24 protein-coding genes, 1 tRNA gene and 1 pseudogene are annotated in these 21,194 nt (G+C 62.1%); 15 read left to right on the plus strand and 11 right to left on the minus strand.

Features of this window, described 5'->3' with window-relative positions; all coding sequences use genetic code 11:
- Positions 1-75: 75 nt before the first annotated feature.
- Positions 76-1,143 (minus strand): annotated as a pseudogene (gene istA / locus AC07OD_RS27815) (IS21 family transposase); the annotation flags it as partial.
- Between the two features lie 61 nt (positions 1,144-1,204).
- Here istA and AC07OD_RS27820 point away from each other — a divergent pair.
- The 5 genes from AC07OD_RS27820 (at position 1,205) to greB (ending at position 4,435) form a co-directional block, all read left to right on the plus strand.
- The gene (locus AC07OD_RS27820) at positions 1,205-1,870 is read left to right on the plus strand and encodes an IS5 family transposase (RefSeq protein ID WP_494598536.1); all 666 of its coding nucleotides are present in this window, start codon (positions 1,205-1,207) and stop codon (positions 1,868-1,870) included.
- Positions 1,871-2,361: 491 nt separating this feature from the next.
- Complete coding sequence (locus tag AC07OD_RS27825; protein WP_494598537.1) at positions 2,362-2,841, plus strand: hypothetical protein; 480 nt, start codon at positions 2,362-2,364, stop codon at positions 2,839-2,841.
- Positions 2,842-2,970: 129 nt separating this feature from the next.
- Positions 2,971-3,354 (plus strand): hypothetical protein, encoded by a 384-nt coding sequence (locus AC07OD_RS27830; RefSeq protein WP_494598538.1) that lies wholly within the window; start codon positions 2,971-2,973, stop codon positions 3,352-3,354.
- 367 nt (positions 3,355-3,721) lie between these two features.
- Positions 3,722-3,798, plus strand: a tRNA-Arg gene (locus AC07OD_RS27835).
- A gap of 79 nt (positions 3,799-3,877) precedes the next feature.
- A complete protein-coding gene (gene greB / locus AC07OD_RS27840) occupies positions 3,878-4,435 on the plus strand; it encodes a transcription elongation factor GreB (protein ID WP_218293538.1) in 558 nt (185 codons plus the stop codon).
- A gap of 67 nt (positions 4,436-4,502) precedes the next feature.
- Here greB and AC07OD_RS27845 read toward each other — a convergent pair whose 3' ends face one another.
- The 4 genes from AC07OD_RS27845 to AC07OD_RS27860 all read right to left on the minus strand — a co-directional run bounded on the left by AC07OD_RS27845 (position 4,503) and on the right by AC07OD_RS27860 (position 8,657).
- Positions 4,503-6,782: a RelA/SpoT family protein gene (locus AC07OD_RS27845; RefSeq protein WP_218293539.1), complete on the minus strand. Its 2,280-nt coding sequence runs from the start codon at positions 6,780-6,782 to the stop codon at positions 4,503-4,505.
- Positions 6,783-6,878: 96 nt separating this feature from the next.
- Positions 6,879-7,082 carry a DNA-directed RNA polymerase subunit omega gene (gene rpoZ, locus AC07OD_RS27850; protein WP_005794722.1) on the minus strand — a complete coding sequence of 68 codons (204 nt, stop codon included), beginning with the start codon at positions 7,080-7,082 and terminating at the stop codon, positions 6,879-6,881.
- Between the two features lie 15 nt (positions 7,083-7,097).
- Positions 7,098-7,718, minus strand: a complete 621-nt coding sequence (gene gmk, locus AC07OD_RS27855) for a guanylate kinase (protein WP_218293540.1) — start codon at positions 7,716-7,718, stop codon at positions 7,098-7,100.
- Positions 7,719-7,754: 36 nt separating this feature from the next.
- A complete protein-coding gene (locus AC07OD_RS27860; protein ID WP_304505103.1) occupies positions 7,755-8,657 on the minus strand; it encodes a YicC/YloC family endoribonuclease in 903 nt (300 codons plus the stop codon).
- A 90-nt stretch (positions 8,658-8,747) separates the two neighbouring features.
- Here AC07OD_RS27860 and AC07OD_RS27865 point away from each other — a divergent pair, with 90 nt between their 5' ends.
- The 5 genes from AC07OD_RS27865 (at position 8,748) to hemW (ending at position 13,700) form a co-directional block, all read left to right on the plus strand.
- Positions 8,748-9,764 carry a serine/threonine protein kinase gene (locus tag AC07OD_RS27865; protein ID WP_218293542.1) on the plus strand — a complete coding sequence of 339 codons (1,017 nt, stop codon included), beginning with the start codon at positions 8,748-8,750 and terminating at the stop codon, positions 9,762-9,764.
- A gap of 82 nt (positions 9,765-9,846) precedes the next feature.
- Positions 9,847-10,749 (plus strand): PP2C family protein-serine/threonine phosphatase, encoded by a 903-nt coding sequence (locus AC07OD_RS27870; RefSeq protein WP_218293543.1) that lies wholly within the window; start codon positions 9,847-9,849, stop codon positions 10,747-10,749.
- 121 nt (positions 10,750-10,870) lie between these two features.
- Positions 10,871-11,605 (plus strand): ribonuclease PH, encoded by a 735-nt coding sequence (rph, locus tag AC07OD_RS27875; protein ID WP_218341515.1) that lies wholly within the window; start codon positions 10,871-10,873, stop codon positions 11,603-11,605.
- A 66-nt stretch (positions 11,606-11,671) separates the two neighbouring features.
- A complete protein-coding gene (gene rdgB, locus AC07OD_RS27880; RefSeq protein WP_218341514.1) occupies positions 11,672-12,274 on the plus strand; it encodes an RdgB/HAM1 family non-canonical purine NTP pyrophosphatase in 603 nt (200 codons plus the stop codon).
- Between the two features lie 172 nt (positions 12,275-12,446).
- A complete protein-coding gene (gene hemW, locus AC07OD_RS27885) occupies positions 12,447-13,700 on the plus strand; it encodes a radical SAM family heme chaperone HemW (RefSeq protein WP_218341513.1) in 1,254 nt (417 codons plus the stop codon).
- A gap of 43 nt (positions 13,701-13,743) precedes the next feature.
- Here hemW and AC07OD_RS27890 read toward each other — a convergent pair whose 3' ends face one another.
- Positions 13,744-14,091 (minus strand): I78 family peptidase inhibitor, encoded by a 348-nt coding sequence (locus AC07OD_RS27890; RefSeq protein ID WP_369641698.1) that lies wholly within the window; start codon positions 14,089-14,091, stop codon positions 13,744-13,746.
- 446 nt (positions 14,092-14,537) lie between these two features.
- On the opposite strand from AC07OD_RS27890, the gene AC07OD_RS27895 reads away from it, so the two are divergent.
- The 5 genes from AC07OD_RS27895 to AC07OD_RS27915 all read left to right on the plus strand — a co-directional run bounded on the left by AC07OD_RS27895 (position 14,538) and on the right by AC07OD_RS27915 (position 17,899).
- Complete coding sequence (locus AC07OD_RS27895; protein ID WP_494598539.1) at positions 14,538-15,122, plus strand: IPTL-CTERM sorting domain-containing protein; 585 nt, start codon at positions 14,538-14,540, stop codon at positions 15,120-15,122.
- A 301-nt stretch (positions 15,123-15,423) separates the two neighbouring features.
- Positions 15,424-15,696, plus strand: a complete 273-nt coding sequence (locus AC07OD_RS27900) for a hypothetical protein (protein ID WP_492808686.1) — start codon at positions 15,424-15,426, stop codon at positions 15,694-15,696.
- 37 nt (positions 15,697-15,733) lie between these two features.
- Entirely contained in the window at positions 15,734-15,973 is a 240-nt protein-coding gene (locus tag AC07OD_RS27905) for a hypothetical protein (RefSeq protein ID WP_218293550.1), read from the plus strand.
- A 760-nt stretch (positions 15,974-16,733) separates the two neighbouring features.
- On the plus strand, positions 16,734-17,201 hold the full coding sequence (locus AC07OD_RS27910) for a hypothetical protein (protein ID WP_494598540.1): 468 nt from the start codon (positions 16,734-16,736) through the stop codon (positions 17,199-17,201).
- A 170-nt stretch (positions 17,202-17,371) separates the two neighbouring features.
- Entirely contained in the window at positions 17,372-17,899 is a 528-nt protein-coding gene (locus AC07OD_RS27915; RefSeq protein ID WP_494598541.1) for a hypothetical protein, read from the plus strand.
- A 151-nt stretch (positions 17,900-18,050) separates the two neighbouring features.
- Here the strand turns inward: AC07OD_RS27915 and AC07OD_RS27920 are convergent, their stop codons facing one another.
- From AC07OD_RS27920 to AC07OD_RS27940, 5 genes are all read right to left on the minus strand, one after another.
- Positions 18,051-18,629 carry a recombinase family protein gene (locus AC07OD_RS27920; protein ID WP_218293553.1) on the minus strand — a complete coding sequence of 193 codons (579 nt, stop codon included), beginning with the start codon at positions 18,627-18,629 and terminating at the stop codon, positions 18,051-18,053.
- A complete protein-coding gene (locus tag AC07OD_RS27925; protein WP_218293554.1) occupies positions 18,626-19,066 on the minus strand; it encodes a hypothetical protein in 441 nt (146 codons plus the stop codon). The genes AC07OD_RS27920 and AC07OD_RS27925 overlap by 4 nt, the downstream gene beginning before the upstream one ends.
- Before the next feature lie 163 nt (positions 19,067-19,229).
- Positions 19,230-20,411, minus strand: coding sequence for a zonular occludens toxin domain-containing protein (locus AC07OD_RS27930; protein ID WP_494598542.1), 1,182 nt, complete (start codon positions 20,409-20,411; stop codon positions 19,230-19,232).
- A 3-nt stretch (positions 20,412-20,414) separates the two neighbouring features.
- Complete coding sequence (locus tag AC07OD_RS27935; protein ID WP_494598543.1) at positions 20,415-20,717, minus strand: DUF2523 domain-containing protein; 303 nt, start codon at positions 20,715-20,717, stop codon at positions 20,415-20,417.
- Between the two features lie 3 nt (positions 20,718-20,720).
- On the minus strand, positions 20,721-21,194 hold a 474-nt coding region (locus AC07OD_RS27940), incomplete at its 5' end, for a virulence factor TspB C-terminal domain-related protein (RefSeq protein ID WP_494598544.1).

Below are 21,194 nucleotides of genomic sequence, written 5' to 3' on the forward strand. Positions count from 1 at the left end.
CTTTGCTTACTCATGGCACCTCCTATTGGGCCTCAGGTTTGAGGCTCAGAGGTGTCTAGAAAACCCGGGGCGATTCACCAAGCGATCCGCATAGACCCGCAGGCTCACCGGCCGATTGGCATACGGCGCCGGCACGCTGTAGCGATTGCGCTCGAAGTGGACAAGGCAGGTGGATGAGACGCGCTTGGTGTTCTCCACAAAGCCATCGAAGGGCCGGGGCATTGGCATCAAGGCGGGCTTCTCTTGAGCCCAGACATCCGCGACGGTGCCCGGCAGCTTGCCGTGCTCGATCTCGTGCCACAGCGCCACGCAGCGCTCTTCAAGCCAGGCATTGAGATCGGGCAGGCTTGGGAATGGCGGCACCACTTGCCACAGGCGATGGCGGGCATCGCGCACGTTCTTCTCCACCTGGCCCTTCTCCCAGCCCGACGCGGGATTGCAGAACTCGGCCTCGAACAGGAAGTGGCTGACCATGGCCGCAAAGCGCGCATTGACGTCGCGCTCCTTGCCACGGCGCACCCGGTCTACAGCGGTGCGCATGTTGTCGTAGATGCCACGGCGGGGCACGCCACCCAGGACCACGAACGCATGGTTGTGGGCATCGAACAGCATCTCGTGCGTCTGCAGCGGATAGGCGCGCAGGTAGAACGCTCGGCTGTGGTTGAGCTTGAAGTGGGCTACCTGCAGCTTGGTGCGCACGCCGGCGAGAACAGCCCAGTCCTCGCTCCAGTCGAACTGGAAGGCCTCACCCGGGCCAAAGGTCAGCGGAACGAAGGTACCTCGGCCGGTGGTCTGCTGTGCAACCAGGCGCTGCTCGTGCCAGAGGCGCGCAAAGGCCGCCACACGGTTGTAGGAGCCGCCATAACCGAGCGCCTGCAGATCCACGTACATCTGCTTGACGGTGCGCCGCTGCTTGCGGGATCGGCCAGCTTCCGTCTTGAGCCAGCCGGCGAGCTTCGATGCGAAGGGATCGAGCTTTGAAGGACTGACCCGCTTGGCATAGTGCGGCTCGGCCTCGCCTGCGCGCAGGTACTTGCGGATGGTGTTGCGCGAGAGGCCCGTGCGGCGGGCGATCTCCCTGATGGACAGCTGCTCTCGCAGGGCCCAGCGCCTGATGACACTCAGTGTTGCCACGTCTATCACTCCTGGTCTCCTGCTGCTCAACAAAGCAGCAGGTTAGGGTTAGTACGTGGATCAGATTTAGATGGAAATCCTGGGGGTTAGTGGGTCACTTCTGCGTGGAAATCAACACAAGGACAACCGGTTGTTCGTCGACGTCGTGCTCTATCGCTACCGAGCAGGAATTCCCTGGCGCGATCTGCCTGTGCGCTTCGGCGACTTCCGTGTCGTGCACACCCGCCACTCGCGCTGGAGCAAGAGCGGTGCGTGGCTGCAACTCTTCCAGGCCCTGGCCCAGGATGCGGACAACGAGTACGCCATGATCGACTCCACCATCGTTCGAGCCCACCAGCACAGCGCTGGTGCAAAAGGGGGGAGCCGCACAAGCGATGCACTGGGCAATCCGAGCGGCTTTCACCTCACGCCAGGACAGGCCCATGACCTCGAAGGCGCCGATGTCCTGCTCAAGGACACGCCCGCGCAAACGGTCATTGCCGACAAGGCCTACGATGCGCAGGAGCGGGTTGTCGAGCCGTTGCTGCAAAAGGGCAAGGAGGTCGTAATTCCTTCTCGCTCGACTCGCAAGCAGCCGCGCGACTTCGACCGCTACCTCTACAAGGCGCGCCATCTCATCGAGAACTTCTTCGCACGTCTCAAACAGTACCGCGCCATTGCAACGCGATACGACAAGACCGCGTGCAACTTCCTTGGCGCGATTTATCTCGCAGCAGCCAGTGTGTGGCTCGCATGAGCGAACATCTCCTTCTCAATCAGTCTGCTTTGATTGATGACACGCTCTAGTCACCATATGGCACATGAGGGCCAGTGAATCCGCGAATAAAACTCCAAGTAGCAATCTTGCCCCTGTTTCAGCATGCGATAATGATGGGTTGTGGGCCGTTAGCTCAGTTGGTTAGAGCAGAGGACTTGATGGGTGACTCCCTACACTGTGGCTTTTTTTGGTCACGGCAGGGGAAGAGCCGGTTGGGTTGCTCAAGGTAAGTTCACTCTGCCTTGAAGTAGAACTTCTCAAATTCGGTGAACGCTAAAGCGCGTGTGCGCTATGCCAACGCCGAGCGAAGCTCCCGATAGGGGAGAACGTGTAGAGACTCGACGGGAAGGCCGAAAGGCAAGACAGAGTCCAGACCACGAACCGGAAACGGGCGGCGAAAGCCGAAGTGGTAAGCATAATCCTTTGGTCGTTGGTTCAAGTCCAACACGGCCTACCACTCAATTTGCACTATGTCATTGGTACCGTTTCAAGCTGCCGACGACATCGGCGACCGTTTTCTGAGGCTGCTACAGCGAAGTGGCATTCAGCCGACGGTTGGCTCCAGTCTGGAGGACGAGCTTCTTTCCCTCACCCAACTCGTGGCGGTGATGAAGGACCCATCCCTCGCTTCGGGGCCTGGTCAAGTTGACATCCTGCGCAGCGCGGCAGGTCATCACGATCTTGCGGCGAAGGTTCTTACGGTCGAACCTCTTGCTGAATTCTCGACCTTTCTGCCGCATTTGCGCTTGATCGGTGAAACCAAGGTGCGGCCAGCCTCGCTGGCTCAGAACGCAACTAGTGGTCCCAACGACGACACCGCGCGCAAGTTCGCTGAACTCTACATCGGTAGCTTGGCCGCGCATGTCGGCACCAATGTTCCCCTGGACTCACCGACCAATGCGAAGGGTGACAACCCGGACGTGATGTTCACTCTTCAGGAATGCGACTAAGCCAAGCCGCCGCAGCGTTGGGCGCTCGCAATCAAGACAATCTCGTCGAAGCAAGGGCAGACCATCTTCGAACGTATTAAGGAAGGCGCCCAACAGATCGATGCCCCGAAGTGCAAGGCCGACCGCGGCATGGTCATCATCAACGCCAAGAGCGCCCTGGATCACGATGCACTCTGGAACGCACAGTTCACGGATCTTCAGAGCGCGATCGCTGCACTCGACGGTCAACTCCAAGGGCTGATCGACCAGGCTGCCAAGGACCGTCCGCAGATCGAATGGGACGCACTGTTCAATCGCAGAGTAGTGCGACCGATCTTGTTCTTTGGCCAGAGTTTGGTCGCACTGCCCACCGACGCCGGTGCACGCACGCCGACCGCCTTAAAAATGCTAAAGGCTTACGGCGCGAATGGATCGTTCGACTCTGTTGGTCTTGAACTGGCCCACCAGTTGAACCACTGGATGCAAACGATCCTCCTCGGCAATCCGGGTGGGGCTGGATACGTTCCGCGTTGAGTCTGCCCGGATCTGGGCACTGCGGCAGAGAGGGTTGTAGCCTAGCTGTAGCCTACGACGAGGAGGACACATCTAAGTCACTGATCTACAACAAGAATTTTTTTGTTGACAGATCACTCATAATCCTTTGGTCGTTGGTTCAAGTCCAACACGCCCTACCACCCGTCGTTCGCACGGGCGATCATCGCGATTGCAGCCATTTTTCTTGTCGCAGTGCAGTCCTTTTCTCTTTGGAGTCTCTGGAGTGCATTACAATCCTGGCTTGCGTTGAGTTGAGTGTCTGATTGAGTTTGCCTTCAAGGCAGGAACAAGCAGAAAAATCTGATTTCAAGGGTCGCCAAGAAATTATGCTATAATTCAAAGCTTAGCGGCTGTAGCTCAGCTGGATAGAGTACTTGGCTACGAACCAAGGGGTCGTGGGTTCGATTCCTGCCAGCCGCACCAATGTTTAAAGCCTGCAATCGAAAGATTGCAGGCTTTTTCATTTGTCCAGAGCGCTTTGCGCTGATCGGGAGATGTGGCTATGAGCAAGGCTTTTACCAAAGAAACCGACGGTGGCGACGAAGATGAATTGGCGCTGCCTCCGCTGCCTGCGGGTGGCAAGAACTACATCACTCCCGCTGGCTATGCCCGCCTGCGGGATGAGCTGCTTGACCTGATCGACAACGAGCGTCCCAAGATCGTGGACGTCGTGCATTGGGCCGCCAGCAACGGCGATCGCTCCGAAAACGGCGACTACCTGTATGGCAAGAAGCGTTTGCGCGAAATCGACCGGCGCATCCGGTTCCTGACCCAGCGGCTGGAAATTGCTGAAGTGGTGGACCCCAGCCTTCACGCTGGAAGTGACCAGGTGTTTTTCGGGGCCACGGTGACCTATGTGGATGATGGGGCCGTGGAGCGCACCATCACCATCATGGGCATCGATGAGGCGGACAGCCACGAGTCGCAGGTGAGCTGGATTTCTCCGGTCGCCCGCGCATTGCTCAAGGCCCGTGTCGGTGATGAGGTGCAACTGCCCACGCCGGGCGGTGTCCGCAATCTGGAGGTGGTGGCGGTGAGATACCCGCCGCGAGCCGGGTAGCAGCCAACCGCGCAGCAACTCAGCCGAAGCCGAGTGGCTGGTGGGGCCTCCAGGCCAGCTGGATTTCCTACGCCTGTGGCGTGATCCTGGCGGCGCGAATGACTGCCTGGGTGCGGCGCAGGTTTTTCAGCGCCAGTTCCAGGTGTGCTTGGTCCCGCACGGCAACGATAAACCGCAGGTCGGTGGTGTCGAGCGCGGCCTCGTCATCCATGTCGACATGGGTGATATCCGCTTCTGAATTTGCCAGTTCCGCGGCCACGCGGGCCAGGACACCCTTGCCGTTGGTGACGGTGACCACGACCCCTGTTTCAAACATGCGGGTGGGCTCGTCGGACCAGTCCACCGCGATGAAGCGTTCGCTGTCCTTGTGCTGCAGGCGCTTGGCCACCGTGCAGTGCACGTTGTGGACGACCAGCCCTTCGCCCCGGCCGAGATAGCCGACGATGCTGTCGCCGGGCACGGGCCTGCAGCAGGTGGCGTATTGCACCGACGCGTTTTCGCTGCCGTCGAGCGTGACGGCCCCCTGAGACAGCGTTTCATGCGAGGTATAGCGCTCGCGGGTCATGAGCAGCGCGTCGGGGCGGTGGCCATGCTCGGACATCAGCACCATGAGCCGTTTTGCGACGATGCTGGCAATGCGCTTGCCAAGGCCCAGGTCCGTCATCAGTTCGCTGCGGGTGCGGTTGCCGGTGAAGCGCAGCAGCTTCTCCCACATCGGCTGGGTTTCCGCGTCCAGCGGTGGCAGTTGTTCAAGGCCTTCGGCGCGGATGGCCTGTGTCAGCAGCTTTTCCCCCAGCCCTTCCGATTCGGTCTGCGCCAGGGTTTTCAGATAGTGGCGGATCTTGGAGCGCGCCCGGCCGGTGCGCACAAAGCCCAGCCAGGCCGGATTGGGGGTGGAGACGGGCGCGGTGATGATTTCCACCACGTCGCCGTTCTTGAGCTCGGTGCGCAGCGGCACCTGCTCGTTGTTGATCTTGGCGGCGGTGGTGCGGTCGCCCACGTTGCTGTGGATGGCGTAGGCAAAGTCCACCACCGTCGCGCCGCGGGGCAGGGCCATGATCTGGCTCTTGGGGGTGAACACGTACACGGCGTCGGGGAACAGGTCCACCTTCACGTGGTCCCAGAACTCGGCGGCATCGCGGGTTTCGTTCTGGATGTCGAGCAGCGATTGCAGCCATTTGGTGCCCAGGCGTTCGGCAGACGTGCCGTCGCCATCCTGTGCCTTGTACAGCCAATGCGCCGCCACGCCGGCCTCGGCGATCACGTGCATTTCGTCCGTGCGCATCTGGAACTCGATGTTCACGCCCGAAGGGCCGACAAGGGTGGTGTGCAGCGACTGGTAGCCGTTGAGCTTGGCGATCGCGATATGGTCCTTGAACTTGCCGGGCACGGGCTTGTACATCTGGTGCAGCACGCCCAATGCGGTGTAGCAGTCCGTTACCGTGGGCACGATCACCCGGAAGCCGTAGATGTCCGTGACCTGGGCAAAGCTCAGGTGCTTGAGGTCCATCTTCTGGTAGATGGCGTACAAGGTCTTTTCCCGGCCGGCCAGGCGAACCTTCATGCCGATTTTCGAGAAGGCGGTATCCACCTCGGCCTGCACCTTCTGCACCAGGTCGCGCCGGCGGTTGCGCGATTTGTTGACGGCCTTGGACAGCGTGGCATACCGCCACGGATGCAGATGCCGGAATGCCAGGTCCTGCAATTCACGGTAGGTCTGGTTGAGCCCCAGGCGGTGGGCGATGGGGGCGTAGATCTCCAGCGTTTCGGATGAGATGCGGCCCCATTTGCTGCGCGGCATGTCGGACAGCGTGCGCATGTTGTGGGTGCGGTCCGCCAGCTTGATCAGGATGACCCGCACGTCGCGCGCCATCGCCAGCAGCATCTTGCGGAAGGACTCCGCCTGGTTTTCCTCGCGGGTGTTGAACTGCAGCTTGTCGAGCTTGGTCAGGCCGTCCACCAGCTCGGCCACGGGGGCCCCAAAGCGGTCGATCAGGTCGGCCTTGGTGACGCCGCAATCTTCCATGGCATCGTGGAGCAGGGCCGCCATCAGCGCCTGTGCATCGAGCTTCCAGGTGGCGCACTGGGCCGCCACGGCGATGGGGTGGGTGATGTAGGGCTCGCCGCTGTTGCGCAACTGGCCCAGATGGGCCTCGTCCGCGAACCGGTAGGCCTGGCGCACCTGCTCGATGCTGCCGGCGTCCAGGTAGTCCAGGCTGTCCGTCAGCGCGGCAAAGCTGGCCGCAGCGGCATTGGCGGCCGCTGCGGCTGCCGAAAGGGTGCCCGCCGTTGGCGATTCGCCAAACCGGGGCTGCGTTGCAGAAGGTGAGTTGAGCACCGCGTTCATGCCTTAAATGTAGCGCGGGAGCGCATCAGACGACTTCTGGGCAAAAAAAAGCACCGCTGCCGCGGTGCTCTTTAGGGACTTCGCCCGGGAAAATGCTCAACCAGGAACCTTCTTGAGCATTTCCAGGCCAACCTTGCCTTCGGCGATTTCGCGCAAGGCAGTCACGGCGGGCTTGTTGCGGCTTTCGATGCGGGGGGCGTGGCCTTGGCTCAGCATGCGGGCACGGTACGTGGCGGCCAACACGAGCTGGAAGCGGTTGGGGATCTTTTCCAGACAGTCTTCTACGGTGATGCGTGCCATCGGTTTACTCCGGATTCAGGTGATATTGAGCGACTGGAAGGTGTCAGCACGGGCGCGGCGCTGGGCGGCGTACTTGAGTCGCTGGGCGTGAACTACGGCTTTCAGGTCGAAAAGCGCGCGCTCAAACAACTCATTGATTATAACGAAGTCGAATTTGCTGACTTGCGCCATCTCGATGGCCGCGTTCTTGAGGCGGACTTCGATGACATCGGGAGAGTCTTCGCCCCGCCGTTCCAGGCGCGAGCGCAGTTCTTCCCAGCTGGGAGGCAGGATGAACACCAGGATGGCGTTGGCAAATGCCTGCTTGATCTGCAGGGCGCCCTGGAAATCGATCTCCAGGATCACGTCCGAGCCCTGGGCAATCCGCTCCTCGATGGCTTTCTTGGAGGTGCCGTAGCGGTTGCCGTGCACATGCGCCCACTCCACGAAGGCATTGCCCTCCACCATGGCGTCGAATTCGGACTGCGAGGCGAAGTAATAGTCGCGGCCGTGTTTTTCCTGGCCGCGTGGCGCGCGGGTGGTGTGGGAGATGGACAGGTGGACGTGGGAGTCCAGCTCCAGCAGGGCCTTGACGAGGCTGGATTTGCCAGCCCCGCTGGGGGCTGCAACTACGATGAGATTTCCGGGGTAGTCCATAGTTGATGTGCGCTGCGCGCTATCAAAAAATGAGTATTACTCGATATTTTGCACTTGCTCGCGCATCTGCTCGATCAGCACTTTCATGTCCACGCTGATGCGTGTGAGGTCAAGCGCGGCAGACTTGGAGCCCAGCGTATTGGCCTCGCGGTGCAGTTCCTGGATCAGGAAGTCCAGCCGCTTGCCCACTTCGCCGCCCTTCTTGAGCAGGCGTTCGATTTCGTCCAGGTGGGAGTCCAGCCGGGTGATTTCCTCGGCCACGTCGATACGGATGGCAAAGGCGGTGGCTTCTGTCAGGGCGCGGTCGCGGGCGGCCTCGGGCAGGGTGGCGCCATCGGTCAGGGCCATGGCCTCCTTCCAGCGCTCCATGAAGCGCAGCCGCTGCTGCTCGACCAACAGGGGCACCATGGGGACGGCCTGCTCCGCCAGGGCGCGCAGCTGCTTGACCCTGTCCAGAAGCATGGTGGCCAGGCGCTTGCCCTCCCGCTCGCGGGCGGCCATGAGCGCGGTCAGCGCTTCTTCCGCGAGGGCGGGCACGGCTTCGCTCCAGTCCTCGGAGCCCGACGGGGCGTTGGCGCACAGGCGCAGGGCATCGGCCACCGTGAGGGGGGCGGCGGTGGGCAGCCATGCCTTGACGGAGTCCTGCAGCGAGTTGAGCCGCTGCAGCAGCCGCGCGGGCGGATCCTGCAGGGTGTTGCTTTCCTCGTTCTCCAGGGCGGCCCGGACCTCGACCTTGCCGCGCTTGAGCCGGGCGGTTAGCAGGCTGCGCAGCGCGGGCTCCATGGCGCGCAGTTCATCGGGCAGGCGGAACGACAGGTCCAGGAAGCGGCTGTTGACCGACCGGATTTCCAGCCCCAGCCTGCGCGATTGGGAGGCGCGGGCCTCGGTTTCTGCGCCAGTGGCGGACGCGCCGTGCTGTGCGCTGGCGTATCCGGTCATGCTGTAAACTGGCATTGGACTTTTTGATGGTTGCTTGCGATCCGGCGATTATCCGGGTTCCGCTCTACCCCCGAGTCATCTTCGCAAAATATGTCAAAAATCAAGCCGGCTCCCTTGCCGCCCGACACCGCCATTGGTGGATACCGCGTGGTTCGCAGGGTGTCCTCCGGGGGCTTTGGCGTGGTCTACCTCGCCACGGACAGCGAAGGACAGCAGGTCGCCATCAAGGAATACCTTCCGTCGTCCCTGGCGACGCGCGCGCCTGGCGAATTGCTGCCCAAGGTGCCGTCCGAGAAACTCTCGCTCTACCGCCTGGGGCTCAAGAGCTTTTTTGAAGAAGGGCGCTCGCTGGCCCAGATCTCGCACGCCTCCGTGGTGAGCGTGCTCAATTTCTTTCGCGAGAACGAAACCGTCTACATGGTGATGAACTACCTGGAGGGCGCGACCCTGCAGGACTTCATCATCACCGCGCGTGACCTCAAGACGCAGAAGGTGTTCCGCGAGTCCACCATCCGCTCGCTGTTCGACGAGGTGCTGCGCGGCCTGCGCATCGTGCACCAGCACAAGATGCTGCACCTCGACATCAAGCCGGCCAACATCTTCATCACCGACGACAACAAGGCCGTGATGATCGACTTCGGCGCCGCGCGCGAGGTGCTGTCCAAGGAGGGCAACTTCATCCGCCCCATGTACACGCCCGGCTTTGCCGCGCCCGAGATGTACCGGCGCGACTCGTCCATGGGCCCGTGGACCGACATCTATGCCATCGGTGCCTGCATCTACGCCTGCATGCAGGGCTTTCCACCCAACGAGGCGCCCCAGCGCATCGAAAAAGACCGCCTGTCGCTGGCGCTGACCAAGCTGCGCGGCGTGTACTCCGACAACCTCATCGAGGTGGTGGAGTGGTGCATGGCGCTGGACCCGCTGTCGCGCCCGCAGTCGGTGTTCGCGCTGCAAAAGGAGCTCAGCCGCGAGGGCGAGCGCCGCTACACCAAGCTCACGGTGGCCGAGAAGATGCGCCTGCAGCTGGACACCCTGGTGTCCGACACCAAGAAGAACGTGCAAAAGGTGGGTGAAGCCACCGGTATCGGAGCCAAACCCAAATGAAAACGACCCACGCGAAGCGGGTTGGGGCGGGGCGCCTGTTCATTAACGATGCCGTGGTGCATCCTTGTTTGCGTGGGTCACTATGAAGTTCTCGGTTTTCCAGATCAGCCGCCGTGGCGGCCGCGAGAAGAACGAAGACCGCATGGGCTATTGCTACACGCGCGAATCGGGCCTGTTCGTGCTGGCCGACGGCATGGGCGGCCACCCCGAAGGTGAAGTGGCCGCGCAGATCGCGCTGCAGACCATCTCGGCGCTGTTCCAGCGCCAGGCCAAGCCCCAGCTCAAGGACGTGCAGGAATTTCTTTCGGGCGCACTGCTGGCCGCGCACCACCAGATCCTGCGCTACGCCACCGACAAGGGCATGCTCGACACGCCCCGCACCACGCTGGTGGCGGCCGTGCTGCAGGCTGGCACGGCCACTTGGATCCACTGCGGCGATTCGCGCCTGTACATGGTGCGCGACGGCGACCTGCTCACTCGCACGCGCGACCATTCGTACATGGAGCTGCGCAATTCGCCCCCGCCGGGGCTCGAGCGCATCAACCGCAATGTGCTGTTCACCTGCCTGGGCTCGCCGACCAAACCCATCTACGACATCACGGGCCCGGTGTACCTGGAGCAGGGCGACCGCATCCTGCTGTGCTCGGACGGCCTGTGGGGCACGCTCAGCGACGAGGAAATCGCCAAGCAGCTCGCCCGCAATGCGGTGTCGCACGCGGTGCCCGAGCTGGTGGAGGATGCCCTGCGCAAGGCGGGCGACAGCAGCGACAACGTCACGGTGGTGGCGATGGAATGGGAAACCCCCGACGCGTTCGAGTCCACCCAGGGCGTCTCGACAGACAGCATCAGCGACGACGTGTTTGCGTCCACCATCCAGGCGGGCCCGCTCGACGGGCTGGTGGATGACCTGGACGACGCGGCCATTGAGCGGTCCATCGCCGAAATCAACGAAGCCATACGCCGCTCTGCCGCCCGCAAGGCGTGAGTTCCCGGCCGGCCAGGCGCCGATGGATCTGGCGGCCTGAGTTTTTGGGGCGCGGGAGTGTGTCCCTGCACGCAGGTCCTTCACTCCTCCGCCTTGTGTTTTTTTACGAGCCACCCACACCATGACACCCTTTGTCCGTACCGGCGGCCGCGCCGCCGACCAGTTGCGCACCGTGCGCATCACCCGCCACTACACCATGCATGCCGAGGGCTCGGTGCTCATCGAATTTGGCAACACCAAGGTGCTGTGCACCGCGTCGGTGGAGGAGCGGGTGCCGCCCCACAAGCGGGGCAGCGGAGAAGGCTGGGTGACGGCCGAGTACGGCATGCTGCCGCGCGCCACCCACACCCGCAACGACCGCGAGGCCGCGCGGGGCAAGCAAAATGGCCGCACGCAGGAGATCCAGCGTCTCATCGGCCGCTCGCTGCGCGCCGTGTTCGACCTGAAGCTGCTGGGCGAGCGCACTCTCCAGCTCGACTGCGACGTGATCCAGGCCGACGGCGGCACGCGCACCGCGGCCATCACCGGCGCCTGGGTGGCGGCGCAGGACGCGGTCAACCAGCTGCTTGCCAGCGGCAAGATCGCCCAGTCGCCGCTGGTGCAGCCCGTGGCCGCCATTTCGGTGGGCATGGTTCAGGGCACGCCGCTGCTCGACCTGGAGTACGTCGAAGACGTGGACTGCGACACCGACATGAACATCGTGATGACCGGCGCTGGCCATTTCGTGGAAGTGCAGGGCACGGCCGAGGGCGTGGCCTTTACCCGCGCGGAGATGGACCAGCTGCTGGCGCTGGCGGAAAAGGGCATTGCAGAGCTGGTGCAGCTGCAGCAGCGGTCGCTTCTGGAAACCCCATGACAGGAATACTCATTTATTGATAGCTGCTAGCGCTTGATAGATAAGCGCCAGAGGCCATTTTTACCTATGAAAATTGTTCTCGCATCCAACAACCGCGGCAAGCTGGCGGAGCTGCAGGCCATGTTCGAGCCGCTGGGCGTGGAACTGGTGCGCCAGGCCGATCTCGGCGTGGGCGAGGCCGAAGAGCCTTTTCGCACCTTTGTCGAGAACGCCCTGGCCAAGGCCCGCTTCGCCTCGGCGCACACGGGCCTGCCTGCATTGGCGGACGACGCCGGCATGTGTGTGGACGCCTTTGGCGGCCTGCCGGGAGTCGATACCGCCTACTACTGCACCCAGTTCGGCTACGAGAAGAGTGACGACAACAATGTGCGGGCCCTGCTGGAGCAACTGCAGGGCGTGGCCAACCGCCGCGCGGCGATGGTCAGCACCCTGGTCGCCGTGCGCAGCCCGCAGGACCCGGAGCCGCTGATTGCGGTGGGCCGCGTGGTGGGCGAGATCACCACGGCCCCCCGGGGGAGCAACGGTTTTGGCTTCGACCCCGTGATGTTCATTCCTGAATTCGGCAAGACCTTCGCCGAGCTGCCCGTGGAGGTGAAGAACGCCCACAGCCACCGGGGCCGTTCTGCCGCGCAGATGCTGGCGCTGATGCGCGAGCGCTGGCTGGCATGAAGTTCCCCCTGAGTCGCCTCGCGCCTTCCCCCCAAAGGGGGACACCGCCAGCGCACGCAAGTGAAACGCAGCTGCGCCGCCTGGGCGGCCCTTGCGCGGCGGTCGTGCGCGCGACAGCTCCCGCTGCAGGCGGGTACCGCGGCGCGAGCGCTATGAACCTTTGAGGCTTGCAATGGCTATTCCCATCATTCCTGCTGCTGCTGATGCGCCCGCCGTGGTGCGCGACATCCAGCACTACATGCGGCCCGGCCTGCTGCAATTGCCCAGCCTGCCTCCACTGTCCTTGTATGTGCACCTGCCCTGGTGCCTGAAGAAATGCCCGTACTGCGACTTCAACTCGCATGAGTACCGCGAGGCCGCCGGTGATCCGGGAGGGGGCGGTTTGCCCGAGCAACGCTACATCGACGCGTTGATGGCCGACCTGGAGGCGGCGCTGCCGCTGATCTGGGGCCGCACGGTGCACAGCATCTTCATCGGCGGGGGCACGCCCAGCCTGTTCTCGCCCGCAGCCATTGACCGGCTGATCGGCGACATCCGCGCCCGCCTGCGGCTGGAGGCCGATTGCGAGATCACCCTCGAGGCCAACCCCGGCACCTTCGAAAAAGACCGCTTCCGAGCGTTCCGTGCAGCGGGCGTCACGCGCCTGTCGGTGGGGGTGCAGAGTTTCAACGACCGGCACCTCCAGGCCCTGGGCCGGGTGCATGACCGCGCCCAGGCCCTGGCGGCGGTGGAGGAGGCTGCCCAGGCCTTCGACACGTTCAACCTCGACATCATGTACGCGCTGCCGGGGCAAACGCTGCAAGAGCTGGAGCAGGACATGCAGACGGCGCTGGCCCTGAAACCGCCGCACATCTCCATCTACCACCTGACCATCGAACCCAACACCTACTTCGCGAAGTTTCCGCCGGCCGTGCCCGAGGATGACCAGGCCTATGCGATGCTGGACCGCATCACGGAGATGACCGGGCAGGCGGGCCTGGGGCGCTATGAAATCTCGGCCTACGCCCGGTCGGGGCACCAGTGTTTTCACAACACCAACTACTGGCAGTTCGGCGACTATCTAGGCATTGGCGCGGGCGCGCACAGCAAGCTGAGCTTTGCGCACCGCGTGGTGCGCCAGGTGCGCTTTCGCGATCCGGGCCGCTATATGGACAACGCCCTGGCCGGCCGCGCCGTGGCCCAGGATGACGAGGTGCGCCGCGCCGACCTGCCGTTCGAATTCATGCTCAATGCCTTGCGGCTGCGCGAGGGCTTTGCGCTGCAGGACTTCATGGCCCGCACCGGCCTGCCCGTCACCGCCATCGCCAAAGGCCTGGAGGCGGCCGAGCGCAAGGGCTTGATCGAACGCGACATGGCCCGCGTGCGCCCGACGGAGCGGGGCTTCGATTTCCTGAGCGACCTGCAGGAACTCTTTCTGGCCGACTGAAGGATCGCGGGCGCCCGCCGCGTGCCCGGTGTCGCGGGCCGGGTCAGCCGCAGCGCACGGCGATGATCCGCCCGTTGGCATCCACCTCCAGGTTCAGGCGCTGCGCATCAAACTCCTTGGTGATCATCTGCCCCGGCCGCAGGATGCGGGCCAGTTGCGCGCCCGAGCGGGCGCGTGCGGACTCCATGACCGAGGAGGTGCTGTTCTGCCCCACCGCGAACTGCGCGGGCTGGGCGTTGCACACCGCTGCCGCAGGCGCCGCCGGTGAAGGCGTGGCGCTGCCGGGCCCGCTGGAGGAGGACGGGGCGGGTGTCTGGCCATAACCGGAGCAGCCCGTCATGGCGGCAGCCAAGGTCACGCCGCCCACAAGGGCAAGAGAAGCTTTCAACATGTGGATCCTTCGGGTATCGAATCCGCTCACCATACTAGAACCCTCCGCCGGGCGGCGTGTCCGCGCGTAACAACCCGGCCTGCGGGTTTGCATCGGCCCGGTAGCCCCTGCCCGCGGCGGCGCGGACCGCACGCGATGTTGTCCTACAGCTGGCACAAGACGGGCGTTTTAGGATGCGTGCGTCGATACCCTCTCGACATCCCTCCCGCTTGCACAAGCAAGTGTTCAGCCCGCGCACTGCGGGCTTTTTTTGCGTGCTGGCCGGGGGCGCTGAGGGCCTGCGAACCAACGGAGCCGGTCCGGACAGCAGCCGCGAGGGCTTTGTTTCGAGTCAGCGGCCGCGGGGCTTCACCCCTGCCCGCCGCCTGCCGTGCGGCCACGTGCGCAGCCAGAAGTTGGCCGACTTCTCACGGCGTGTTACAAACGTCCGCTCACAGGGGGAATCAATGAAAATCGTCCAATGCGCGGCCATGGCGCTGGTGTTTGCTTGCGGCCATTCACACGCTGCGTACACGCTGAATTTTGTTCAGAGCGGCCCAGATGTCGTCGCCACGGGAAGCGGCAGCATCAACACCTCGGGTGCGACTTTTGCCGGGAACACCATTTCACCGGCGGTGATCATCCCCAATCTTGGAATGGCTCTGGTCGGAACGCCGCCGTCGAGCATCTATGCGATCACCACGCTGGGGCCTGCGGACTATGGGGCTGGCGCAGGCATCCTGTCCTCCAGTACCACCGGCGACGCGGCGGGCATCACTTCGGGGGCGTGGATTGGAGTGCCCGTCGGCTATGTTTCCGGCGCCCCCCTGGCGCCCTCCACAACGACCTGGGCGGGAACCACGATGGCGGCCCTCGGCCTCACCCCGGGCTCCTATACCTGGACCTGGGGGGCTGGGCCCACCGCAGATTCCTTCACCATTGTGGTGGCTTCGACAGCCAGCATTCCCACGCTCAGTGAATGGGCCATGCTCCTCATGTCTGGCCTGCTGGCCGCCGGTGCCCTCGTGGGGCTGCGGCGCCGGCAACGCTGAGCCAGGCTGTTGCACAGCGCAGAGCCCACTCCGGTGGGCTTTTTTTTGCGCCCTGCTGCGTGGTGCGAAGGTGCAGGGATGATGGCGTCAAGGACATCGCGGTTCGCACAGGCACCTCGGCCATTGCGCGCGGCCAGTCCATTTATTCATTCATCCATCCATCGCAAAGATAAAGGCGAGGATGTAGGACCGCGCCCATAGACGGATGCCGCGCGGTGGCGCAAGCTGGGGGCGGCATCGATGACCGCTGGGGCTGGGTCTCTTCGCTGCAAGCTCAGTAACCCTGCAACCAAGGTCAGACATGAACATCCACATCACCATTGCACAGAAGGTGCCGCAAGAGGCTTTTGAACGTGTGCTGGACGTAATGCGTTGCCTTCAGCAGACCGACGCCAACTTCGACGGCATTGCCATCGCGGTCACCCGGGGCCCGGTCGAGGAGTTCGTGGTCACCGACACGGTCGACAGCTTGCGCGAGAACCTCCTCCGGCTCGTGGTGGAAGACGCGCTGAAAGGTGGCTTTGTGAATGCGCCGCGCAGCGCGCAGGGTGCCAGGCACGCGATGAATGATTGAACCTTGAGGCGCACTGACCGGATTCGCCAAGGACTCCATGAGCAGCACCATCACGGTTGCAAATTCGATTTCGGACAGCGACTATGCACGGGTTGAGATCCTGGCGCGCCACCTGCAATCCACCACGGGCGACGCGAACTTCAATGGGCGCGCCATCTGGGTGCAGCGCGGCCTCGTCACGGGGGTCACGGACACCAGCGACGACTTGCGCGCAGCACTCTTGATGCTGCTGGTGGACGGCGTGCTGGGCTTCGCCCCGCCAGTTTCCGGGGGGTGATGGATGCCGGGTCGTTGATGGATACCGTTCAGGATGACCGAAGGTGCGCCACCACGGTGCTTGCCATGGCCAGCTTTAGAGAGTTCCGCTTGTGCGGAAATGAAAGGCCTGTCGGATGCCCTTCATTGTGATCGGCCACGCGAAGACAAAGAGGTCTCCACTGCGGGGGGCCATTCTTGCGTTTTGGCGGAGACTGTGGTTTTCGAACCAACCACTTTTAGGGATTTCTAGAGCGGTGCGTGTTTGTGCGCTTGCCTGAGGGGACTCTTCTGGTTGCGTATACCGCGACCATGCGGATCGTGTGTCGCAAATAGCACCGCTGATAGACTTTCCGCTATCGGCCAGAAGCGGACGGTCGGTGTACTGTCTTCACAGAGAATCGACACATGCAAAGCCCCGATGGTCTTGATGAACTCCACGCCGCATTAGCGGCAGCTGGGGTGCAGAGTTTGCTTTTTCATGACTGCATCCACATCCCATTGCAGTTCCAGGAGGGGCATTTGGAGATCAGAGCGCCGCTAGGTCACGAGCGGTCTGCACAGATTTTTAAAGACCCGATATCAATCCCATTGCCCCTGGGACCTTGCGAATGCACGAACGATCCAGAGGGCTGCGCAAAGCACTTACTTTTCCAGCTGTCACAGAGAGGTCTGACGGCTTGTGGAATCCTCGCGTAGATTGCTTTTTGGTCTCTCGACATGCAACTGCTGAGACTGATTGCGGCCACAAGCAGACCATCCTGTTTAGCCCAGTACCCCAGATGACACGCCCCCTTTCACCAGAACGCGAGCGCGAATTCCAAGAGTTGATGGGGTTCGTGTCCTTCTATGCGACCCACGTCTCGGGCGTGAGCCAAACCTCAACCTTAAGCATTGAGAGCGTGTGCGCCAGCATCATCGAGCAGCACGGTAAGTCAAAGGCACTGGAGGGGCTTCGCCAAGCGGCGAACGACGTCATTGAGGAGTTGAGCGACAAGCGGGCAGCTGGCGTCGCAGTCCTTGACGAGGCTCTTCGCGCTTCCGGATTGATAACTGTGTCAGAGGTCCGGCGTCGATACGCTTCATCGTACAAGCGCATCACCAAACGAGGGACCATTCGAAACGACACCGAGTACTACCTCATCAACGGTATCGTCGTTGACTTTGGCAACGGCATTTCTGACGAGGAGCGTGCGGCTCTCCAATTACTCTTGGACAGATACGAGGCTGCAGCTAAGGGTAAAACGTAGTCAGTTCGCCGAAATGACGATGTCCGCTTTGGGCCCGAAGCCGACGCTGAGCGCAACTCTCCAATCCGGTCATTTTTTCTGCTTACGGCCCCATACTTGATGCCGTACTCCGCAACTGCGCGGTTCACAGGGGACGGGGAAGTCCCTTTCATTCGTTAAACCCTTTTGTCATGCATCCATTCGAAGGTTTCCTCGAACACACTCACCGGGACGAAGGCAAAATTCTGGTGCGTTTCGTTGTTGGGGGATTTGACCCGTCTCCGACATCGCCGCCAGTTTTACTTCTGCAGGTTGATGATCCGCACAACGCTGATGCTGTTTATGCCGAACTCTGCAGAGTGATGAAAGATGATTCAGGTGCCCATGTATCCGTGATTTCAGGCACCGAGGCTCACATCGTGACCGACCATGGAGCCGAGATTGCGCTATCTGGAAAAGCTGTGACCCAAACGCCGGGGCAGTACGAGGCACGGGACTTCGAGCGACTTGCCAAGCAGAATTACGAATGGGGTCAGTCACAGTACAAGGCTTCGAAAGAACTGTTCGAACGATTGATGACCTTGCAGAACCTGCTTCGAGATCAGAGTTCACGGGTAATGATGAAAATTCAGGGCCATGCTCCAGGATCAACGGCACACACGCTGCATGAACAACACCTCGCCTTCATCTCTCGCGCTCTCAGTGAGTCAAGGGCTTAACATGCCAATCGACTCGGACCCACAACTGCAGGAAGGCGGCTTCGCCGCGAGAGATGTGGTCCGGTCATCTCTACGTTTAGTGTCCGCTTTTATCTGCCGCCACAGACCGCTCCTGGCCGTTTCCTGTCTGTGCAATGAGATACGCACGTCGCTATCTTAAGCTGCTGTGCTCAGGTTTCGTGATTCTGTAAATTGCACGTTTGACACTGGAAGTGTGCACGCCAAAGTGATCCGCTAGGGCCTGCATTGTGTAGTTGCCTGAGAGGTACATGCGGACCAGTTTGGCTTCGGTCTTTTCGGGCATAGAGCGGGCTCTTCCAAATGTCTGCCCCCTTGCTTTGGCGGCCTCAAATCCAGCGGCGCAGCGCTCACGAATCATGGCCCGTTCGAACTCCGCGAAGGCGCCCAGCATGTGGCAGAACATGCGGCCCGCTGGGCTGCTGGTATCGATGGATTCCGTGAGGCTGCGGAACGTGACGCCAGCTTGCTCCAGGGACTCCAGCAGCCGGAGAAGATCACGCAGGCTGCGAGACAGGCGGTCGAGCTTGTAAACGACAAGAACATCACCGGGACGCAGGCGAGCAAGGAGGCTTTGCAGCTCAGGGCGTTGCGCGACGCCGCTGCGCTTTTCCTGCACAACGTGTTTGATTCCTGCGCGCTTGAAGGCCGCGAGCTGTACGGCGGTGTTCTGCTCGGTGGTGGAAACGCGCGCGTAGCCGTAGGAGGTCAACGGTCTACGTACTGGCCTTCAAAGCGCTTTCGAGCAACCATGTGTTCGTTGGCGCACGGGGTGGTGCCGGGGTCGATCTTGCAGTTGGGAGAAGGCTGGTAGAACTTGGCCCAGGCAGCATCTTTGCGCTGCTGGCGCTCGGTTTCCAGCCGCTGCGCGAGGGCCTTGGCAGATCGGAGTTGATCCGCCTCAAGCTGCGCTGCATCGAGAGCTTCGGCCTCGGCTTGGCGACGACGGGCGTCTTGCTTTTCGATGCGGTCCGCCTGGGCTTTGACTTCCTCTTGCACCTTGCGTATCGCCATTTCAGCCCGGTATGCAAGGATGGCTTCGTACGTGAAGGCGGCTGCAAGCCCGCCGATGAATACACCGATTGCAATCTTGATGATGTCCAGCAGAAACGACCCTTCGTCCTCTGTCTGGTACGAGCGCCTGTGCATGTTGTCCCTCCTGTAAAACAGTGTATCGCTGGTCTAGATAGGGCACGGGTTGCATAACCGGCTGACATGGGGTTTTTCACCCCATACCCCGACCCCACCACTGCGGCACAAGGCCTCCGTTCCCGGGGCCCCGGTTTGTCTCTCAGAACGATGTGGCGCGACGTCAGCCGCCTTGACTGCCGCTGTTGTGCGGGTGGGCGTTGAACGCAGGGTTTCTGATGCCCAGCGCCTGGGGTATGTCGGCCTGGGTGATCTGGCCAGGCTGCTGTAACTGCGGGGTCGGCATGGGCACCGTGCGCACCTGCTGCGGTGGTGGCTCTGCGGGGCGTCCCCGGGCCTGCAGGGGCGGCATCTGCGGCCCTTGAATGGCCTGCTGGCCCTGCTGCTGGTTCTGCTGCTGCCAGTCCACAAAGAAGCCCTGCGCCACGATCTGCAGGCACACGGGGCCGCTGACCTGCAGAAGCGTGGCTTGCTGTGTGTAGCACTTGCAGGTTTTGCCCATCGTGATGCACGCCGCAGGGTATGGGGCCACGGTGGGCTTTGTCACCTCGTCATAGGCCGGGGCCGTGTGCGGGAAGTCTTTGAGGCGCGGTGAGCGCTCTTGAATGTACTGGTCGGGCGTGAGCTTTGCCGCTACCTGCTGCGGCATCGCATTGGCCTGCGCCTGGGCCTCGCTGGCGGTTTTCGCTAGCACCTTCGCCTCGGTCTTTGCCAGCAGCTTGGACGATGCAAACCAGATCAGCAGCGGGATGAGCAGCACGCAGGCCAGGAATACCCAGAGCTTCGCGGGCAGCTTCTTTTTGCCGGTGTGCAGGCTGGCGCTTTTGTACCAGCCGTAGACCTCCTTCGGAAAGGCTTGCATGGTCACAGTGCCCGTCTTGCCACTGCCGTCCTTTTCGCAGTTTGGATTGACGGCGGACCACTCCAACACGCTGACCATATCGACGCCAAACGAGCGCTTGAGGTGGCGGTGCCATCCAGGCGGGCCGACCAAGCGGCGCACGAAGCTATCGAGGTTCTGGGGGTGCTGGGTGACCAGATAGAAATCAAAGCCGCGCCTGCGGTGCTCTGCCAGCATCTTGATGGGGTCCGGCACTGCGGCCCCTGCCGGGCGGTTTGGCAGATCATTGTGTGCCTCATCGATCAGAAAGATCGTGCCATCCGGCTCTGCCTGCCAATCCTTGAAGTCGATTTTTTTCCAGCCCGCAAGCTCCCCGCCTTCGACGGGTTCAAAGCGCCCGTTGTGACACACGGGGCGATTTTCCTTGAGCTGGCGCTCACGTACCCATTTGAGGGTGTTCAGGGTCTTTCCCGCGCCATTGGCGCCGCTGATGATGTGCAGCATGGGCTATACCTTGAGCGCCCAGCGCTTGAACGTATCGGACGTGAGGCCGTCGAGCAGCATGCGTGCCGCCATGGCGCTGGTCACGATGCTGATTGCCACCCCTACCTTCATGGCCGCAAGCATCGAGAACACCTCAGGGGGCAGGGATGCGAACTGCTGAATGGCTTGATTCTTGAGCTCATCCAGCGCGGCATTCACGCCGGTATAGGTGATGACGCACATGCCCAAGGCGATCAACACACGGCCGACCAGCGAGCCGACGAGATTCAAGAGCATGCCGCCGATGGCAGCGATGAATACAGGCATGGCTTACCCCCTCACAAGAATACGAGCGGCCAGCAGCAGCGACACCGCGACCATGATGTTTCCAATGACCGCGATGCTTGGACAGATCTTGCTGAAAGGCAGGGTCATAGACTGGCCCATCACAACGATGCTCAAATCCTGAATGCACTGACCACCACCGCCCAGTGCATCACTCATGTTGATGCGGCCCGTCATGGTCTCGGACTTGTTACCGGGAAGGTCTTTTGTCTGCACGCCTTCCTTGCCCTTTTCCTTGCCGTAGAGCTCAGACTCCGCGCTTTTGTCGTCAAACAGCTTGCAGGCCCTGATGTGCTGTTCTTTCGCAATCGCGCACTGGATGGCATCGCCCTCGCATGAGAACCCCGCAGCACACGAGCCAGCAAATCCGCTCTCTCCATCACCGTCGCCCTCCCCGTTGCCATTGCCATTGCCGCCCCCATCGGGCGGTACACCGGCATTCCAAACGCACACTTCATT

This window comes from Acidovorax sp. GW821-FHT10E03 (assembly GCF_059415205.1).

Coding starts and splice junctions, on each gene's coding strand:
- AC07OD_RS27935 (WP_494598543.1), bottom strand. CDS start 20,717: ATGCCTGTATTCATCGCTGCCATCGGCGGCATGCTCTTGAATCTCGTC.
- AC07OD_RS27895 (WP_494598539.1), top strand. CDS start 14,538: ATGAAAATCGTCCAATGCGCGGCCATGGCGCTGGTGTTTGCTTGCGGC.
- greB (WP_218293538.1), top strand. CDS start 3,878: ATGAGCAAGGCTTTTACCAAAGAAACCGACGGTGGCGACGAAGATGAA.
- AC07OD_RS27905 (WP_218293550.1), top strand. CDS start 15,734: ATGAGCAGCACCATCACGGTTGCAAATTCGATTTCGGACAGCGACTAT.
- AC07OD_RS27845 (WP_218293539.1), bottom strand. CDS start 6,782: ATGAACGCGGTGCTCAACTCACCTTCTGCAACGCAGCCCCGGTTTGGC.
- gmk (WP_218293540.1), bottom strand. CDS start 7,718: ATGGACTACCCCGGAAATCTCATCGTAGTTGCAGCCCCCAGCGGGGCT.
- AC07OD_RS27915 (WP_494598541.1), top strand. CDS start 17,372: ATGCATCCATTCGAAGGTTTCCTCGAACACACTCACCGGGACGAAGGC.
- AC07OD_RS27830 (WP_494598538.1), top strand. CDS start 2,971: ATGGTCATCATCAACGCCAAGAGCGCCCTGGATCACGATGCACTCTGG.
- AC07OD_RS27865 (WP_218293542.1), top strand. CDS start 8,748: ATGTCAAAAATCAAGCCGGCTCCCTTGCCGCCCGACACCGCCATTGGT.
- AC07OD_RS27925 (WP_218293554.1), bottom strand. CDS start 19,066: ATGCACAGGCGCTCGTACCAGACAGAGGACGAAGGGTCGTTTCTGCTG.
- AC07OD_RS27860 (WP_304505103.1), bottom strand. CDS start 8,657: ATGACCGGATACGCCAGCGCACAGCACGGCGCGTCCGCCACTGGCGCA.
- AC07OD_RS27890 (WP_369641698.1), bottom strand. CDS start 14,091: ATGTTGAAAGCTTCTCTTGCCCTTGTGGGCGGCGTGACCTTGGCTGCC.
- AC07OD_RS27910 (WP_494598540.1), top strand. CDS start 16,734: ATGACACGCCCCCTTTCACCAGAACGCGAGCGCGAATTCCAAGAGTTG.
- rpoZ (WP_005794722.1), bottom strand. CDS start 7,082: ATGGCACGCATCACCGTAGAAGACTGTCTGGAAAAGATCCCCAACCGC.
- rdgB (WP_218341514.1), top strand. CDS start 11,672: ATGAAAATTGTTCTCGCATCCAACAACCGCGGCAAGCTGGCGGAGCTG.
- hemW (WP_218341513.1), top strand. CDS start 12,447: ATGGCTATTCCCATCATTCCTGCTGCTGCTGATGCGCCCGCCGTGGTG.
- AC07OD_RS27930 (WP_494598542.1), bottom strand. CDS start 20,411: ATGCTGCACATCATCAGCGGCGCCAATGGCGCGGGAAAGACCCTGAAC.
- AC07OD_RS27825 (WP_494598537.1), top strand. CDS start 2,362: ATGTCATTGGTACCGTTTCAAGCTGCCGACGACATCGGCGACCGTTTT.
- AC07OD_RS27820 (WP_494598536.1), top strand. CDS start 1,205: ATGGAAATCCTGGGGGTTAGTGGGTCACTTCTGCGTGGAAATCAACAC.
- AC07OD_RS27900 (WP_492808686.1), top strand. CDS start 15,424: ATGAACATCCACATCACCATTGCACAGAAGGTGCCGCAAGAGGCTTTT.
- rph (WP_218341515.1), top strand. CDS start 10,871: ATGACACCCTTTGTCCGTACCGGCGGCCGCGCCGCCGACCAGTTGCGC.
- AC07OD_RS27870 (WP_218293543.1), top strand. CDS start 9,847: ATGAAGTTCTCGGTTTTCCAGATCAGCCGCCGTGGCGGCCGCGAGAAG.